Source organism: Dellaglioa sp. BT-FLS60, from assembly GCF_054941065.1.
On record NZ_JBSOLI010000031.1, the window covers coordinates 164814 to 180791 of the forward strand.

Annotated in this window: 14 protein-coding genes and 1 tRNA gene; 1 reads left to right on the forward strand and 14 read right to left on the reverse strand. The window is 34.3% G+C overall.

Annotation, left to right across the window (positions count from 1 at the left end; all coding sequences use genetic code 11):
- Nucleotides 1-60 precede the first annotated feature (60 nt).
- The 14 genes from ACVQ8P_RS04215 to ACVQ8P_RS04280 form a co-directional block, all read right to left on the reverse strand.
- Nucleotides 61-771: a Crp/Fnr family transcriptional regulator gene (locus ACVQ8P_RS04215; protein WP_462297712.1), complete on the reverse strand. Its 711-nt coding sequence runs from the start codon at nucleotides 769-771 to the stop codon at nucleotides 61-63.
- A 284-nt stretch (nucleotides 772-1055) separates the two neighbouring features.
- Nucleotides 1056-2747: an arginine--tRNA ligase gene (gene argS / locus ACVQ8P_RS04220; RefSeq protein WP_462297713.1), complete on the reverse strand. Its 1692-nt coding sequence runs from the start codon at nucleotides 2745-2747 to the stop codon at nucleotides 1056-1058.
- A 260-nt stretch (nucleotides 2748-3007) separates the two neighbouring features.
- Nucleotides 3008-3865 carry a MurR/RpiR family transcriptional regulator gene (locus tag ACVQ8P_RS04225; RefSeq protein ID WP_462297714.1) on the reverse strand — a complete coding sequence of 286 codons (858 nt, stop codon included), beginning with the start codon at nucleotides 3863-3865 and terminating at the stop codon, nucleotides 3008-3010.
- Between the two features lie 26 nt (nucleotides 3866-3891).
- The gene (locus tag ACVQ8P_RS04230; RefSeq protein ID WP_462297716.1) at nucleotides 3892-5346 is read right to left on the reverse strand and encodes a PTS transporter subunit EIIC; all 1455 of its coding nucleotides are present in this window, start codon (nucleotides 5344-5346) and stop codon (nucleotides 3892-3894) included.
- Between the two features lie 21 nt (nucleotides 5347-5367).
- Nucleotides 5368-6258 carry an N-acetylmuramic acid 6-phosphate etherase gene (gene murQ / locus ACVQ8P_RS04235; RefSeq protein ID WP_462297717.1) on the reverse strand — a complete coding sequence of 297 codons (891 nt, stop codon included), beginning with the start codon at nucleotides 6256-6258 and terminating at the stop codon, nucleotides 5368-5370.
- A gap of 3 nt (nucleotides 6259-6261) precedes the next feature.
- Nucleotides 6262-7308, reverse strand: coding sequence for a DUF871 domain-containing protein (locus ACVQ8P_RS04240; protein ID WP_462297719.1), 1047 nt, complete (start codon nucleotides 7306-7308; stop codon nucleotides 6262-6264).
- Nucleotides 7309-7517: 209 nt separating this feature from the next.
- The gene (locus tag ACVQ8P_RS04245; RefSeq protein WP_462297721.1) at nucleotides 7518-9287 is read right to left on the reverse strand and encodes an ABC transporter ATP-binding protein; all 1770 of its coding nucleotides are present in this window, start codon (nucleotides 9285-9287) and stop codon (nucleotides 7518-7520) included.
- The gene (locus ACVQ8P_RS04250) at nucleotides 9287-10966 is read right to left on the reverse strand and encodes an ABC transporter ATP-binding protein (protein WP_462297753.1); all 1680 of its coding nucleotides are present in this window, start codon (nucleotides 10964-10966) and stop codon (nucleotides 9287-9289) included. The genes ACVQ8P_RS04245 and ACVQ8P_RS04250 overlap by 1 nt, the downstream gene beginning before the upstream one ends.
- Nucleotides 10967-11206: 240 nt before the next feature.
- A tRNA-Gly gene (locus ACVQ8P_RS04255) sits at nucleotides 11207-11277 on the reverse strand.
- Between the two features lie 47 nt (nucleotides 11278-11324).
- Nucleotides 11325-12689, reverse strand: a complete 1365-nt coding sequence (locus tag ACVQ8P_RS04260; protein WP_462297722.1) for an MATE family efflux transporter — start codon at nucleotides 12687-12689, stop codon at nucleotides 11325-11327.
- Nucleotides 12690-12718: 29 nt separating this feature from the next.
- Nucleotides 12719-13168 (reverse strand): YaiI/YqxD family protein, encoded by a 450-nt coding sequence (locus ACVQ8P_RS04265; protein WP_462297755.1) that lies wholly within the window; start codon nucleotides 13166-13168, stop codon nucleotides 12719-12721.
- A gap of 56 nt (nucleotides 13169-13224) precedes the next feature.
- Entirely contained in the window at nucleotides 13225-14097 is an 873-nt protein-coding gene (locus tag ACVQ8P_RS04270; RefSeq protein ID WP_462297724.1) for an SPFH domain-containing protein, read from the reverse strand.
- A gap of 16 nt (nucleotides 14098-14113) precedes the next feature.
- The gene (locus tag ACVQ8P_RS04275) at nucleotides 14114-14305 is read right to left on the reverse strand and encodes a hypothetical protein (protein WP_462297725.1); all 192 of its coding nucleotides are present in this window, start codon (nucleotides 14303-14305) and stop codon (nucleotides 14114-14116) included.
- Nucleotides 14306-14358: 53 nt separating this feature from the next.
- Nucleotides 14359-15192: a LicD family protein gene (locus tag ACVQ8P_RS04280; protein ID WP_462297727.1), complete on the reverse strand. Its 834-nt coding sequence runs from the start codon at nucleotides 15190-15192 to the stop codon at nucleotides 14359-14361.
- Nucleotides 15193-15347: 155 nt separating this feature from the next.
- Between ACVQ8P_RS04280 and ACVQ8P_RS04285 the strand changes: the two genes are divergently transcribed.
- Entirely contained in the window at nucleotides 15348-15968 is a 621-nt protein-coding gene (locus ACVQ8P_RS04285; protein WP_462297728.1) for a DedA family protein, read from the forward strand.
- Nucleotides 15969-15978: the final 10 nt, after the last annotated feature.

Sequence of the window (15978 nt, forward strand, 5' to 3'; positions counted from 1 at the left end):
CTTTGAATGAGTATTTATTCTTAGTATAGCAAAAGATCGCAAAAGATCGAAATAATACGCTTAATTTAAGACAATTTTATTCATTTTATTGAATTTTGATTCAAATATTAACATCCCTGAATCTTTAATAATATAACCATCTAATACTAACTTTTGAATAACACGGCCAACCGTTTCACGCCGCGTCCCACTGATTGTCGCAATATCTTCATGCGTAATTACATACGGAATTCGCCGACTATTTTCACCATGCTTATCTGCTAAATTTTCACTTAAATATTGTAATGCTTGTGTAATTCGCGTTGTCGTACTACTGCATACTGTTCTTAACCTTAACACCTCTGAACAATTTAAAATGTTTTCAAATTGACCAAATAAATAAGCGGAAACTTCGTAATGTGTCTTAATTAAATTTTCGATAAGTACAACCGGAATTTTAGCAACGGTTACCCTTGTAGCAGCACGACTTGAAACCGTATAGTATTCACTCTGCATCATCCCACCAATTGGAAACAATTGTTTTGGTGTAACGTACATGTGATTTTGAAAAATACCAGCACGGTCACCCCGTTCAATTTTGACTAACCCATCCAATACAGCATAAATAAAGTCACGTTTATCATTCATATCAAAAATAGCATTTCCCTTTAAAAATCGTTTAAAAGTAATTTGTTCAAAACAAACGGTTTGTTCAACATCATTCAAACACCTAAATAACTCATGACCAACAAACTCTGATCGATACCTTTTCATTTCTTTTTCTGTAATCATCCCTTTACTCCCTTAATGCCCATATTTATGATATATAACTATCAACACTATCAGATTAAATATGGAATGTCGATTTATTTTTCGGATTTTGGAGACCCTGGTTTATTTTTTCGATTCACTGATAGCTCTAAATCGTTAATCTAACAGTAGCAAATACAAAAAATTCACTCTGGTACATTCGCACACTCACTTTGTGTCTAAACGCACAACCATCATCAAAAAGGATACGAACTAAGCATTAAACAAAATAAAAAAGTTAACAATTAAGTTAACTTTTTTAAGAATTACATTTCTTTCGGTGCATTGACGCCTAATAATCTTAATGATTCTGTTAAAACAACACTTACACTTTGAACAAGTGCTAAACGTGCTAATTTTTGATCATCCTCAACTAAAATTTTTGAATTTGCATAATATTTATTAAAAGCTCTTGATAAATGAATAGCATATTTAGCAATCACTGATGGTTCATACTCTTTAGCAGCACGCTTGATTATTTTAGGGAAGTCACCAAGTAACTTAATTGTATCCCATGCAGCAGGATCAGAAAGTTCGTTATTGCTTTCACTAATCACAACGTCACCCGCTTTGCGGATAATACTTTGTGCTCTAGCATTTGAGTACTGAACATAAGGACCCGTTTCACCTTCAAAACGAACAACTTCTTCTAAAACAAAATCAAAGTTATTCATTCGTTCATTTTTCAAATCATGGAAGATAACGGCACCAACACCAACATCCTTAGCAACTTGTTCAGCATTTGGTAAATCAGGATTTTTATCTTGAATTTGTTTTTTAGCAAGGTCAGTTGCATCATTTAAGACTTCTTCAAGTAAAATAACACGACCTTGACGCGTTGATAATTTCTTACCACCTTGTGTAATCAAACCAAATGGAATATGGTGCATATCATCTGACCAATCATTACCCATTTCTTTTAAAACAGCTTTTAATTGTTTGAAATGGTTAGCTTGTTCATTACCAACCACATACAATGATTGTACAAAATCATACGTCCGTTTACGGTAGATAGCTGCAGCCAAATCACGCGTAATATAAAGTGTGGCACCATCCGTTTTTTGAATCAAAGCAGGATTTAAATCATATTTTTCAAGATCAACAATTTCTGCGCCTTGACTTTCTTTTAACAAGTTTTTATCTTTTAACATTGTGACAACTTCGTCCATCTTGTCATTGTAAAAGGCTTCCCCTTTAAATGAATCAAATTGAACACCAAGCATGTCATAAATTTTGTTAAAGGCAGCTAAGGATTCTGAACGGAACCATGTCCACAATTCGATAGATTCTTTATCGCCATCTTCAAGTTTTTTAAACCAAGCACGGGCTTCGTCATTTAATTCAGGTTTTTCTTCTGCTTCTTTATGGAAACGAACATAGTATTCAAGTAATTTATTGATAGGGTCTGCTTTAACTTCTGCTTCACTACCCCATAATTTGTAAGCAGTAATTAACTTACCGAATTGCGTCCCCCAATCACCTAAATGATTAATTTTAATTGGGTTGTAATTAATTTTAGATAAGATATTAGCGATTGAATTACCAATCACGGTTGAACGTAAATGTCCCATTGAAATGGGTTTAGCTATATTAGGTGATGACATATCAATCGGTACATTCCCATCATGACCAATATCAGATGCCCCATATTCACTACCATTTGAGAGCACTTGTTCAATGATATCTTGGCTAAATGCCGCTTTATTCAAGAAAAAGTTCACATAAGGTCCGACTGCTGCAACTGATTCAAATTGACTTTGATCAATTTGTTCTACTAAATCTTTAGCAATCATTTGAGGTGCTTTTCTGAACGCTTTAGCTAATGCAAAAGCTGGAAATGCATAATCTCCCATATCAGAACTTTTTGGTGTTTCAATTTTGGCAATAATTTCTTCTTCAGTTAGGTTTCCATCAACGACAGCAACCAATACTTGTGCAACTTGTTGTTTATAATTCATTATCCATTCCTCCTAAAATTGTATAAAAAAAGCCCCTTACAAATAATTATGTAAGAGACGAGAATTCCCGCGGTACCACTCTAATTGATTAATATCCACTCAAAGTATTCAGTTATTTCTAAAAAGTACGATTCAACTAACGCCTTTATCTAGCTTCCACCACCCTAGACTCGCTTTGAAATTAATTAGTTTACTAGCTTTTATCATCGAATTTATAACTTGATTGTAACAAATTAATATTGTAAAAGATAGTGATTTTATCATTTAGATTGATTTTTAGTAAAGTACTTCTTCACGATATCCCTTGAATCAGTCAATCTGTTTATACTATCATTAAAATGAATTGATACGAAAGAATAATAAATAAGATCTACCGCATACAACTGTGCTATTAAAGAAGTTGTTGCAGCACTTCTAAATTTCTTATTTTCCCCGCTATTATCATGTTCTAATACAATATCAGCTAACTTTGCCAGCGCACTTTTCTTGTTGTGTGTTAAAACGATAACTTTAATTGCTTGTTGCTTTGCGAGATTCGCTAGCCTAATTGCATCTTGGTTTTCACCTGAATTTGATATTAAAAATAAGATTGTTCTTTCTTTTAATTGAGACATCCCAACAGCAATCAAATGTGTGTCAAGTGTTTCCATCACAGATTTCCCAACTCGAATAAATTTTTGTTGAAAGTCTTTAGCGACAATTTCTGATGCACCAAGTCCATAAACATAAACCATTTTTGACTCTTCAATCGCTATTGCTGCACTTGTAACTCTCTCGTCTAACGTTTTATTAGACTCTTCAATTGTGTGTTGTATTCTCATCGTTAATTTTTGTTTCGTTATTTTTAAATTATCATTAGGATCAATTTCCTCAAGCATCGATTGATCGACTTGAATCTCCGCTGCTAATTCCAATTTTAAGCCTGGAAAACCACTATCACTCATATTTTTGCCAAATCTAGTGATTGCTGCAGTACTAACTCCCACTTCATCTGCCATGCTCTGTGTACTCATTCTTATTACTTTCTGTGGTTGCTCTAAAATAAATTGTGCTACTTTCCGCTCTACTTTTGTATATTTATCCATATTAACTTTAATTGTGTACAAACAATTTTCCATGCCTTTACCTCTTTTCCATAGTGATGCTATGCCTCTGTTTCAATCATAGCATCTTTTGGAACACCAAAGAAGAACGTTAATACAAAACCTCCTGCGTATGCCGCAAGTAATCCAAAAATATAGCCCAGCCAATGACCGTTACTGATTAAAGGAATCAGAGCCACACCAGAAGGTCCAATTGCGATTGCACCAATATGACCCATACCACCGATTACCGCACCGCCAATTCCACCACCTAAACAAGCTGTAATCATTGGTCGTCCTAGCGGTAAGATTACCCCGTAAATTAACGGTTCCCCAATCCCTAGAAATCCAACTGGTAAAGCACCTTTAATTAAATTCGTTAATTTTTTATTTTTACGACAACGAATCCATAATGCAATTGCTGCCCCAACTTGTCCCGCTCCTGCCATTGCTAAAATTGGTAATAATAAAGTAGACCCTGTCTTAGCAATCATTTCAAGATGAATAGGCGTTAAAATTTGATGTAATCCTAACATTACCATTGGTAAGAAGAAAGTTCCTAAAACAAACCCAGAAAATGCGCCACCAACTTCTAAAACCCAATTAATTGATGTAACTAAAGAGTTTGAAATAACCCCTGCAATTGGCATGACTAAGAAAATGGTCATCATCCCAATGACAAATAATGAAATTGTGGGTGTAATAATGATATCTAATGAATCTGGAATCCATTTATGTAATCTTTTTTCTAAAAAGGCTAATACCCATACTGCAAAAATAACACCAATAATACCACCCTGACCAGCGCTCAATGCCTGACCATTAAAAATATTGTGTAGTGGTGCTTCTGGGGTTACCCCACTCAGTAATGTAACAGCTCCAATAACACCACCAAGTCCAGGAGTAGCACCGAATTCGCTAGCACTATTTATCCCTACATAAATAACTAAGTAACTGAAAACACCGTTTTTAATAACATTCAGCACAGCAATAAAATCTGTCCAACTTGAACTCAAATCTCCAGCAACCATCATATTTCCAAGAACAGCCGCTAATCCACCAATTAACCCTGCTCCAACAAATACTGGAATTAATGGCACAAAGATATTTGAAATTGATTTAAGTACTTTTTTTATTGGTGTCTGTTTTTGTTTAGCTTTATGTGCCGCTTTAACTTCAGCTGCCTTACTCTCAACCAACTCTTTATCAGTCATTTCTGTCGATTCTACTAAAGACTTTGCAGGAAATGGTTCACCCAATTTAACGCCTACTTGATCAACCATTTCATCCGCAACTTTATTAACTGTTCCTGGACCAACAACTACTTGTAGCGTGTCATCTTCAACAACACCCATAACTCCATCAATATTTTTTAATTTTTCAATATCTACTTTATCTTCATCCCTAATTGTCATCCTCACCCGAGTCATACAATGAATTAATTTTTCAACATTTTCTGGTCCACCAACGTTATCGTAAATTTCATTTGCAATTTTTTTAATTTTTTTGTCTGCCATGATAAAGTTCCTCCAAATAATTTATTTGATTGCTTCTCTAACAAACCCATGTGCTTTTTCTAATTTTTCTTTAGCTTGTACAACATCTTCATCCGTTAAAATCATAACAATTGCGAGCTTAATATCGTGCTCAGAACTTTCAAATGTCCGCTCTGATTGTTCATAACTAACTCCCGTTGCATCCATAATAATACGTTTTGATCGTTCGACTAACTTTTCATTTGTTGGTTTTACATCTACCATTAAATTTTTGTATATTTTCCCAATTCCAATCATCGAAATTGTTGAAAGCATATTTAAAACTAATTTCTGAGCTGTCCCTGACTTTAGTCGGGTAGAACCTGTCAAAACTTCTGGACCAACCTCAACTTCAATAACCGTATCTGCATGCTGACCGATAAGTGAATTTTTATTACATGCTAAACTTACTGTATTTGCGCCTACAGACTTCGCATAATCAAGCCCACCAATGACATAAGGCGTTCTGCCACTTGCCGCAATTCCTACAACCGTATCTAACGCGGTTAATTGAATCTTTGCCAAATCTGCTTCACCTAATGCTACCGAATCTTCGGCACCTTCAACGGCTATTGTCATCGCCTGCATACCACCAGCGATTAATCCCTGAACTAAACTTGGATCTGTCCCAAATGTGGGAACACACTCAGCGGCATCCAAGACGCCTAATCTGCCACTAGTACCTGCTCCCATATAAATTAATCGTCCACCATTATTAAACGATTCAATAATTTTGCTAATAGCAGTATTAATTTGAGGTAACTCTTTTTCTACACTTTTAGGTACCGTCATATCAGCTTCATTCATTAGTTTTGCAATTTCAGAATGTGTTAATTCATCTAAATTCATTGTTTGCTTATTTCTAGTTTCTGTTGTTAATTTTGTAATATCCATAGTCTATTCCTCTTTTATGTTTGTATGATTAAATTTTATTTTCTGTCTTGCGCCTATATAGTCAATTAAATCCAAATCCTCAGGCTTAACCCGCCCAATCAGATTTACCTTATCATCAATGGGTAAATTAGTTTTCACAATCTGTAATTCGCCAACATATCTACCATATAATTTATTATCTTGCGTTATAGACCCTCGTAGTCGGACCTTTTTATTGTTAAATGGGGCTATAATAGCCTTATTTCTGATCCTGCCCTCTTCTAATCGAACGACGTCTCTTGCCACATCAGCTCGATTATGCCATGTTTTCTTACTCAGCTCACTATAAGTACTTTCAATGTTTATTTCCATCGTTTGATATCTAAAATAATTAACTATTTTACTTATTGTGCCTCCAGAGATACGTGGATCACCAATATAAACACTATCTGTATGATTATTTTGAATTAAATCTATCATCGCTGCCAAAACATGATAATGGCGATGTTTTTCCAACGTTGGCAATCCCTTGCCAATTGGACCTCTAAACGATTCGTTACCTGGTACAAAAGCCATCGTCCTAAATCCTGATTGCTTTAACCAACTGTTCTTATTTTTTAACCAGTTTTCATCCAATCCTGTATTTGGTCGAGGATAATAATTATGCCACGCTTCAATATTTTTAAAATTTGCGTGATTATCCGTTAATTGCTGAATATCCAAATCTGAAATTGTACTAGCGTTTAATCCAATTTCAATATCAGTTGACAACGCAGCCACTTTTTCCATACTGACGCCATCGTCAATTCTTAATCCAGTAACCCCTGTCTCTTTTAAATCAAAATCTAATAAGTTCAAACTTTTCTCTGAAATATCAACCATTAACGTAAAATTGCTTTTAAGACATAACTGTCCTAAAATTTTTAACGCTTTAATTATTGTCCCACTATCTTCTTCAGGAATATGTAACGACGTAAAAACCCCCTCAAATCCTGCATCGTGCATCACCTTAATATACTGTTTAGTCTCATGATTAATCCCATCACCCAAATAAATTGAAAAACCTAGCATCTGTATTAATCCTCCATCCTAACGAAAAAGAAAACGCTACCATCGATAAATACATCATAACTTAAACGATATAAAATTACAACAAAATTTACTATTAAGTATTTAATTATGTAATTTTATATCATATTTACAAATAAAAAACATCCAACCTAAATTCAAAAAATGAATTCAGGTTGGATGTTTAATTTTTTAAATTCCTTTATTACTGCTTATTCAAACACAAATTGGTTATTATACAATTCAGAATAAAACCCTTTTTGATCTAATAACTCTTGATGATTACCTTGTTCAATCACTTTTCCATCTTTTAAGACAACAATTTTATCAGCATCTAAAATTGTTTTTAAGCGATGAGCAATAACAAAACTAGTACGTCCTTGAATAACTGTATCCATCGCTTTTTGAATTTTAGCTTCGGTTACCGTATCAACGTTAGACGTTGCTTCATCTAAAATTAAAAGTGTTGGATTCGTTAAGATTGTTCTTGCAATACTAATCAATTGTTTTTGACCCGTTGAGAAAACTGAATTTTCATCTGACACTGTCGTATCATAACCCTTTTCTTGACTCATAATAAAATCATGAATATTAGCTTGTTTAGCGGCAGAAATCATATCTTCATCTGATGCCTCAGGTTTACCAAAAACAATGTTATCCCGAATTGTTCCTGAGAACAGAACACTTTCTTGAAGAACAATCCCCACATGATTACGTAGACTCTGAAGCTCAAGATCTTTTACATTCACACCATCAAATTCAACTGAACCACCTGTAACATCATAGAATCGATTCAACAAGTTCATGATTGTCGTCTTACCCGAACCAGTTGGCCCAACTAATGCAACCATTTCACCCTTATCAACATTAATTGAAATATCATGTAAAATTTCTTTACCAGGATTATAGCCAAAATCAACATTTTTCAATTTAACACCACTCGTTAAACCTGTTAATTCTTTTTTGTCCATTGAATTAACTTCATTGGGTTCGTCAAACATTTCGTTCAAACGACCAGCACCTGTTATAGCAAGCTGGAACATACTGTACAATGAAGAAATTTGTGAAATTGGTTGATAGAATTGTTGTGAATATTGAATAAACACCACCACAAGTCCTAAAGCCGTTGTACGACCCATATCACCATTCAAGGCTAACCAACTACCAAAGAAAATAACGATAGCTGTATTAACCAATGAAAGACCATTCATTACTGGGAAAAGCATCCCTGAGTAAACTTGCCCTTTGAAAGTTGCTTTACGAACACTTTCATTATATGGCAAGAAACCATCGATGGCGTCTTTTTGAAGACCATTAGTAATCACAATTTTCTGACCACTAATTTTTTCATTAATGTAGCCATTTAACTTACCAACTTCTTTTTGTTGAATATCAACATACTTACGCGTTTTAGAAATTAAGATAACAGCAAGAATTAATGCAACAGGAGTTGATGCAATGGTTACCCAAGCAAGCTCAACATTTTGTTGGAACATCATAATAATAATCCCAATCATCAAAGCAATATTACTCATAATTTGTCCCAAAGCTTGGTTCATTGCATTTGAAATATTATCTAAATCACTTGTAAAACGACTTAAAATATCACCATCTTTATGTGAATCAAAGAAACGAATAGTCATTTTTTGTAATTTTCCAAATAATCCTTTTCTCATTCTGTTTGTTGAATTACCCGTAATAAATGTCACAATAATATTTGAAAAGAACATTGCAACAATTGAGAAAATGTAGAATAAAAATAACATCCACAGTGAGTTAACAAAGTTTCCTTTATCACTCACTCCTTTTGTTAAACCAATCACATAATTAGCCAAAGCCGTAATTGCTTTTCCCATATATACAGGTGCTTTAACTTGGAAATAGGTTGATGCAATAATCGCTATAGTCATGACTGTAAAGCCTAATTTATAACGTTTCAAGTAGTGGAAGAAGAATGCCATAGATCTATTCATATCTTTCATTAGACAGTCTCCTTTCCTTTTTGAGTATTATAAATTTCTTGATAAATCTGACTGTTTTTAACAAGTTCTTTATGTGAGCCTTCGCCAACTAATTTACCATCATCCATCACAAAAATGCGATCAGCATTAATCACAGATGAAATTTTTTCGGCAATCACAAATGTTGTTGTCTCTTTTAATTCATTATTTAACGCTTTTTGAACTAATTTTTCAGATTGTGCATCAAGTGCTGACGTGGAATCATCCAAAATTAATATTTTAGGTTTACCAATAACCCCACGTGTGATTGACAAGCGTTGTTTTTGACCACCTGAGAAGTTTGCTGAACGTTCTTCAACTTCTGCATCATAGCGTGCTGGCAACCGATTAATAAATTCAGATGCTTGTGCAATTTGACTGGCAATATCCATATCCTTTTCGTCTGCATTTTCTTTGCCTTGACGTAAATTATCTGCAATCGTCCCTGAGAATAAAATAGCCTTTTGTAGCACAAATGCAACTGTTTTACGAAGTGATTTTTCGTTGATTTCTTTCAGGTTTTCGCCACCAACTTTAACCGTTCCTTCTTGTGGATCAAATAAACGTGGAATCATTTGAGCTAATGTTGATTTACCTGACCCAGTTGCCCCAACAATCCCAATCATTTCTCCAGGTTTAACATTAAAACTAACGTGTTTAAGTGTTGGTTTATCATCACCCTCATATGAAAATGAGACATCTTCAAAACTAACAGAACCTGTTAACGCTTCTTCTGGAACATCTGGATAATAAATATCTGGTTCTTCATCCAAAATTTCACGTAATCGCTTGATTGATACCATTGCACGAGCGCTAAATGTCATCATCATTCCACCAATAATAATAGCGAACATGATTTGCATTAAGTAATTAACAAACGACGTAATTGCTGTAACCGTACTTGGATCCGTTTTAGCCAGATCACCAACAAAATAAATGGCAGCTACAACGGCCATATTCCCAATTAATGTAAATGCAGGAATCAAAACAGAAAATAACGTTCCTACGTAAATGTTTTGTGCATTTAAATCATCAGAAACTTTATCAAACCGTTTTTCTTCATTTTTTTCTTGGTTAAAGGATTTAACAACACGTACGCCCATTAAATTTTCTTTAGCCAGTTCATTCACACGATCAATTAACCCTTGCATCATCCCAAAATGGCGTCCCATACGACCAAAAGTCAACATTGAGATACCTAAGACACATACAATTAAAATAACAATAACCCACCATAAATCAGCAATGGTATTCATCGCTAAAATAAAAGCACCAATAAATAAGATAGGTACTCGAATTAATGACTGAAGAATGGTCATAATTAACGTTTGAATTTGTGTAATATCATTCGTTAAACGAACAACAATATTCCCTGCTTGGAATCGTTCGATATTGCTAAAAGAAAAGGTTTGAATCTTTCTAAAAGCTGTTTCACGAATATCTGCACTCATTGATTGCGCGACTTTAGCTGACAAAATCGTGTTCACGACCCCAGCCAATAGTCCAACAACAGCAACACCGATTAAATATAACCCAAGTGTTGTAATCTTATCACCTTGATCTTTCAAGATAGCGTCGATTACTTTTTGTAACAACTTAGGCTGCCATAATGTTGAAATAGCCATAATTACGACCATAACAACTGCCCAAAAAATATCCATACGATATTTTTTTGCATGTTTTAGTAAAATATCCAATTTCTTCCCCCTTAATTCTGTGCACTTTAAAGTTCTTTTCACTGAAAAAAAAGAACTAATATCAGTTACTAAAGTTAGCAAAAATAACACACAATTGCAATCATTTTAATTCATTAAAAACGATTTAAAAGTTAAAATTTTGCACAAAAAAAATCCAAGATACACAATCTTGGATTTAAAATAATTTATTATAACTACTTTTTAAGCGGGCGACGAGAATCGAACTCGCGACATCAGCTTGGGAAGCTGGAATTTTACCACTAAACTACGCCCGCAGAACGTTAATTAGTATAGCATATTTCCTCACTGTTGTCATAACTAGTTAGACAAATTTATTTTCTGCCTTTTGTTCAGAATCTAATCGTTTTAAATTTTTAACTGCTTTCACATATGAATAAATTAAAACAACACATGAGCCACCCCAAGCTAATGGATTTGCAAAACAAGCTCCTGCATAACCAAATGCACCAGCTAAAAAGATAGCCGCAAATGACCTCATTAACAATTCAACAACTCCGGCAACTGTGGGCACAATACTTTGTCCCAACCCCTGTAACGTATATCTAATCACAAATAATACTGATAATAAGAGGTAAAATGACCCATTAATATTAAAATAAACTTGTGAGAGTGCCACTACTTTGGGCGCATTATTTCCAACAAACAACGTTACCAACTGCTGTCCAAACAGAATGACTAACAAACTTGCCACGATACTAAATGACCCTGACATCAACAAACATTTTTTAACCCCGTCTAAAACGCGACTATATTTTTTTGCGCCATAATTTTGAGCAGTAAAAGTTGCCATTCCAATTCCAAATGACATCATTGGTTGCGTCGATAACTGATCAATCTTCGATGCTGCAGTCGTACTGGCAACTGCAGTCGTTCCTAGCCCATTTAAAGCAGATTGTAGCATAATGGCACCAATCGCAATAATTGAGGCTTGAAAGGCCATTGGCAATGCTACATAAAGATGTTGGTTAATATCCTTCTTTGTAATGCCTTTAAAATGATGTCGCCCAATATGTAAAACGGGAATCTTTCGATAAATATAAACGAGACAGAATACGACAGAACATGATTGTGCAATAATGGTTGCAAAACCAGCCCCCGCAACTCCCCAATGAAAGACTAAAATGAACAATAATTCTAACCCAACATTAATAATGCTGGCAAAAATTAAAAAGTACAACGGCGTGCGACTGTCACCCAAGGCCCGAATAATATTAGATAAAATATTAAACGCCATTGAAGCAAAGATACCGCCAAAGATGATACTAATAAAAGTTTGTGCATCCCCAAATATTTCTGTTGGCGTCTTCATGAGCGTTAAAATATCTTTTACAAAAAATAAACTAACGGCTGTTAAAATTATCGTCGCAACTAAGCTGATCATAAGCCCCACTGCGAAACTCTTTCTCACACCACGATAATCTTTTGCACCAAAACGTTGTGCCGTAATGATGGATAACCCTGCAGTCAATCCTTGTGCAAATCCAATAATTAAAAATTGGATACTTCCGGTTGAACCAACTGCGGCTAGTGCATCTACGCCTAACGTTTGTCCAACAATTAACGTATCAGAAATACTATATAATTGTTGAAATAAATTACCAACCAATAACGGAATGGTGAACATAAAAATTAATTTTGCTGGATTACCTGACGTTAACGATCGCAAATGAGACCCTTCTTTTCTTTATATTTTATTTAATAGCCTTTTTCATTCAATAATAGGTTAAATTTTTCCTTAAAATTAGCTCTATCTTGATTTGAAAAGGCACTTGGCCCCTTCGTCCGTTGGCCTGATTTCCTTGCCATAGCACTCATGTATCTCGATTCTAATAAACCATCAATATTATAATTTGTGTATTCAAAACCTCTATGATGCATCACAATCACACCTTTTGGCAATAAAAGTGAGGCTAGCCCATAGTCCTGTGTAATAACAATATCGGATTTTTCAGCCAATTTTACAATTCGATAATCTGCCGCATCTGGTCCTTGATCAACATAACTGACTGACACATTTTCAGGATATTCTTTAGTTGAAAAATGTGGTGTACTTGTAATTAATAGAACACTTAACTTTCTATGCTCAGCTTCAGAGATAACCTCATTTTTAACTGGAGAAGCATCCCCATCAATCATAATTTTCAACTTAAACACGCTCATTCCTAGTAAAAAAACTTTCAAGGAATAACCTCTTGAAAGTTTTATTTAGCTTTTTGTTTTAATAAAGTACTGATTGCTGGAATTTGTCCCAACCCGTCAATTGCATTGCTAGGCATAACAACTGTATTTGCCTCACTCTTTGCAAGTTCTTTGAAAGCCTCAATATTTTGACTGACAAAATAACCATCGTCAACTTTAGTTAATGAAAGGTTCACTGCATCGATTCGGTAAGCTTCGGCATCAGCTGTCTTTTTAACCGCCTCAGCTTTAGCTTGAGCTGAATTAACCCATGCATCATTATCCGCTTTATTTTTCAATGCAACTGACTTACTATAACCTTCAGCTTCTGCAACAGTTGCATCACGATTTCTAGCAGCTTTCAAAAGTTTATTCATTGAATCTTGAATTTCAACTGATGGCTTAACTGTATCAATATTAATTCGATCAACATTCAATCCATATCCAGCAGTTACATTAGAAATTTCGCCAAATAAACCACGATTAATTTCTTGTGTCCCATTCAAAACCTCATCCAACATTTTATTACCAATAATGCCACGTAATGATGCACGCGTATCTTGAATCATACTACGCACTGAATCTTCATTTTTAAACACGAAGTCTTGGATATCAGTTACGTGATACTTTAATGAAATCTTCACTTCAATTTCAGCATTATCTTTTGTTATCACAACTTGTTTATCAAGATCTAAAGGCTGTTGTGCTGTACTTACTCGAATTACTGAAGAAATAAATGGTTTAATGAAATGTAATCCTGGAGCCAATGTTGTTTCATATTTTCCTAAAGTAATAACCACACCTTGATGCGGTTGCCTGATAATTCTGATTGTAGCCGGTAAAATAACCACCAATAGTACAGCAACGATAATAATAACAACTAAAAGTCCTAACATAATAATTTAACCACCCTTATATTTTTTTTACATCCAATCCCTCAACGTGCGTTTTAATAATCTGAACTGTATCGCCAATTTTCAAAGTTTCATCACTGAAATAGTGATAATAGATGCCAAAGAATACAACCGTACCTTGATTATTTTGGCTATCAATTGTAAATTTCCGGTCAATTAACCGCTCATCAATAATTGATTTTTCATCCATTTGAAAGCCCCTCCATTCGTTATCTTTAAACGTATCTCATTTGCACTATAAAATCAATCAATTCCGTTATCAAAAACAAACTGATTTCGATCTAAAATAGTCACTTTCTCAATATGCTTTTCAATTTGCTTACTTTCAGGCGGTAGTTGTAAATAATCGCCGTACAAACGGCTCAAAATTGCATCGTATGCACTCAAAATAGTTACCGTAAGGTTTTCAAAAGGAACTGAAATAACAGACGCCAATTCCTTTTCTGATAATAATTCCTTTTCATATGAATATTGTGAAGCCAAATTCTTATATTCCATAAGTGTTCTATCTTGATTATAGGTTCTAACAAGTTCTTCTCTTTTTTCTTTATATTCTTTTATTTTGAGACTTTGGTCTGGTTGTAATTTTCTGATTTTTGCGTTAATTTCAGTATCCAATAACCGATAATTACTCAATAAAATAATTCGAGCATTCAGATATTTGTATCGTGACTGTTGGATTGAACGTTCAACATTCCCCGTTGGAACCTTATCAAAAGGAAATATATCCACAAAAACACCTTTTCTAGCATCGTTAATATTTCTTTTCTCTTCAATATAAATAGATTCATCCAGTAACTTGGCATAACCAAACGCATATTTTTGATCACTTTGATCCGTTTGAAGAAAATAATAAGGCTGGCTAAGTGCCTCGGGTGCCACTTGTAAGAATCGATCATAGTCCTCTCTTACCATACCGATATCAACATCATCATCCCATGGAATAAATCCCTGATGTCTGACCGCTCCTAATAAACTACCACCAATCATAAAATACTTGATGTCGTTTTTTTGACAAATTGTAATAATTTCCTGAATTAAATCTAACTCTACTTTGTGTAATTCCTCAATTTTCATTTTATCACCCTAAGCCGTCTTATTTCTTATTTTAATTGTACCAAATTAAACTCTGAATACGAAAACTATTTACTTTTTATTAAGTTAATCTTTTTATTTACTTTGTTTCCTAACAACATGATATGCTTAATCTATCAAATAAAAGGGGTGCCCAAATGCAAGAAACCATTATTGACTTAATCAGCCAACATGGCTATCTAGGTGTTGCGTTACTTATCGCAATCGAAAACATTTTCCCACCGATTCCTTCTGAAATCATTTTAACGTTCGCTGGATTTATGACACTATCCAGTAATCTCGAACCGATTGGATTAATTTTATCTGCTACCATTGGTGCCACTATTGGCGCTTTAATTTTGTATTCAATTGGCCGCTTTTTAAGTACTGACCGCTTAAATCAATTTTTTGCCAGTAAATACGGATCATGGCTTGGTTTAAAACCCACCCATATCGCAAAAGCTACTGAATTTTTTATAAAATATGAAAATCGTGCCATTTTCTTAGGCCGCTTTGTCCCAATTGTTCGAAGTCTAATCTCAATCCCCGCTGGTATTACAAAATGTAAATTACGCTACTTTATTCCCCTAACTTTTTTAGGTACATTCATTTGGAATACTGTTTTAATTTATCTTGGTGCATTTGCCGGGAACGCTTGGGCACAGGTGGCTGCCACAGTCGATATTTTCGCCACAGTTGTGGGTATCATTTTACTCATATTGTCATTCTTAGGTATCTATAAATTAATTACTTTAAATAAGAACAAAAAAAACGATTAAATTCATTTCT

Excerpts from the sequence above, each read along its gene's own strand:
- ACVQ8P_RS04275 (WP_462297725.1), bottom strand. The coding sequence starts at position 14,305 with ATGGATGAAAAATCAATTATTGATGAGCGGTTAATTGACCGGAAATTT.
- ACVQ8P_RS04285 (WP_462297728.1), top strand. The coding sequence starts at position 15,348 with ATGCAAGAAACCATTATTGACTTAATCAGCCAACATGGCTATCTAGGT.
- ACVQ8P_RS04270 (WP_462297724.1), bottom strand. The coding sequence starts at position 14,097 with ATGTTAGGACTTTTAGTTGTTATTATTATCGTTGCTGTACTATTGGTG.
- ACVQ8P_RS04250 (WP_462297753.1), bottom strand. The coding sequence starts at position 10,966 with ATGGATATTTTTTGGGCAGTTGTTATGGTCGTAATTATGGCTATTTCA.
- ACVQ8P_RS04215 (WP_462297712.1), bottom strand. The coding sequence starts at position 771 with ATGATTACAGAAAAAGAAATGAAAAGGTATCGATCAGAGTTTGTTGGT.
- ACVQ8P_RS04240 (WP_462297719.1), bottom strand. The coding sequence starts at position 7,308 with ATGCTAGGTTTTTCAATTTATTTGGGTGATGGGATTAATCATGAGACT.
- murQ (WP_462297717.1), bottom strand. The coding sequence starts at position 6,258 with ATGGATATTACAAAATTAACAACAGAAACTAGAAATAAGCAAACAATG.
- ACVQ8P_RS04245 (WP_462297721.1), bottom strand. The coding sequence starts at position 9,287 with ATGAAAGATATGAATAGATCTATGGCATTCTTCTTCCACTACTTGAAA.
- ACVQ8P_RS04280 (WP_462297727.1), bottom strand. The coding sequence starts at position 15,192 with ATGAAAATTGAGGAATTACACAAAGTAGAGTTAGATTTAATTCAGGAA.
- argS (WP_462297713.1), bottom strand. The coding sequence starts at position 2,747 with ATGAATTATAAACAACAAGTTGCACAAGTATTGGTTGCTGTCGTTGAT.
- ACVQ8P_RS04225 (WP_462297714.1), bottom strand. The coding sequence starts at position 3,865 with ATGGAAAATTGTTTGTACACAATTAAAGTTAATATGGATAAATATACA.
- ACVQ8P_RS04230 (WP_462297716.1), bottom strand. The coding sequence starts at position 5,346 with ATGGCAGACAAAAAAATTAAAAAAATTGCAAATGAAATTTACGATAAC.